Origin of the sequence: Streptomyces flavofungini, from assembly GCF_041028215.1 — a bacterium.
Classification (GTDB): domain Bacteria; phylum Actinomycetota; class Actinomycetes; order Streptomycetales; family Streptomycetaceae; genus Streptomyces; species Streptomyces flavofungini_B.
This window is the reverse complement of sequence record NZ_JASKYR010001208.1, coordinates 1-1,179: the sequence shown is the minus strand read 5'-3', so window position 1 is coordinate 1,179 and position 1,179 is coordinate 1. Positions and strand designations below refer to the sequence as shown.

At 66.8% G+C, this 1,179-nt stretch carries 3 protein-coding genes; all 3 read left to right on the top strand.

Annotation, left to right across the window (positions count from 1 at the left end; all coding sequences use genetic code 11):
• Positions 1-666 (top strand): DUF5753 domain-containing protein (locus AB8Z36_RS39795; protein WP_369218234.1); only part of this gene is annotated, 666 nt, incomplete at its 5' end.
• Positions 653-853 carry a DUF397 domain-containing protein gene (locus tag AB8Z36_RS39790; protein WP_440582129.1) on the top strand — a complete coding sequence of 67 codons (201 nt, stop codon included), beginning with the start codon at positions 653-655 and terminating at the stop codon, positions 851-853. The genes AB8Z36_RS39795 and AB8Z36_RS39790, both read left to right, overlap by 14 nt.
• A gap of 4 nt (positions 854-857) precedes the next feature.
• Positions 858-1,037 (top strand): DUF397 domain-containing protein, encoded by a 180-nt coding sequence (locus AB8Z36_RS39785; RefSeq protein ID WP_369218232.1) that lies wholly within the window; start codon positions 858-860, stop codon positions 1,035-1,037.
• Positions 1,038-1,179 lie beyond the last annotated feature (142 nt).

Below are 1,179 nucleotides of genomic sequence, written 5' to 3'. Positions count from 1 at the left end.
TTCTTGGACCGGGCGGATGAGGTGCTGGGGGCCGGGGGCAAGATCGCCGCGATGAAGGGGGATGTGGCGGAGGCGCGGTATCCGAAGAGGGTTCGGGATCTGGCGCGGCTGGAGGCCAGGGCGATTGACCTTCAGTGGTACGGGGCCCACGACATCCACGGTCTGTTGCAGACCGAGGACTACATGCGGGCGTTGTTCGAGATGCGGCAGCCGGCCTACACGTCGGGTGAGGTGGACCGGGTGACGTCCGCGCGACTGGCACGGCAATCAATCTTCGACAGAGAACCTGCTCCGGCGCTCAGTTTCGTGCTGGAGGAAGTGACGCTGCGGCGTCCGCTCGGGGGCAGAATGGTTCTGCGTGGGCAGCTCGAACGTCTGCTGAGCGTCGGGCAGTTGCGCAATGTATCCCTTCAGGTCATGCCGATCGACCTGGAGGAGCATGCTGGAGCGGACGGAAGCATCACGATGCTGAAGTTCGGGGATGGAACTGTCGTAGGGCGTTCGCCGGGGGTTGCTGCCGGACGGCCGGTCGACGATCCCAAGCAGTTCCGAATTCTTGAGCTGCGGTACGGCATGGTCCGGGCCCAGGCTTTCACCCCGAGAGAGTCGCTGGCCTTCATCGAGCAACTGCTGGGAGAGAGAGATGAACCGCATGGTTTCCGCTGAAGGCGGCGCGGAACTTACATGGCGCAAGAGCAGCTACAGCAGTAACGGTAGTGAAGGAGACTGCGTCGAGGTTGCGCACGCCTCCGGCAGGGTCCACGTCCGTGACTCCAAGGAGGTGCTGGGCCCGCAGCTCGCCGTGACGGAATCGGCGTGGGCGAACTTCGTGCCGTACGCCTGCGGGAGCTGATCCGATGGAGCTGGCCTGGTTCAAGAGCAGCTACAGCAGTGACGGGAACGAGGGTGACTGCGTAGAGGTCGCCCACACCCCCGGCACCATCCACGTCCGCGACTCCAAGGACGTGCAGGGGCCCCGCCTGGCCTTCGCGGCAGGAGCGTGGGCGGGGTTCGTCTCGTACGCGTCCAAGAGCTGACTCGCAGACGCCACCGCAGGTCAGCCCCGGTCCCACGCCCCGCCCAGCGCCCCGAGCCGAKGCCCGTAYTCCACCGCCTCCACCCACTCCGGAGGCCAGCCCGACGGGCCCCGGTGCGCCCCGGCGAGGGCTCCCGCCAGCG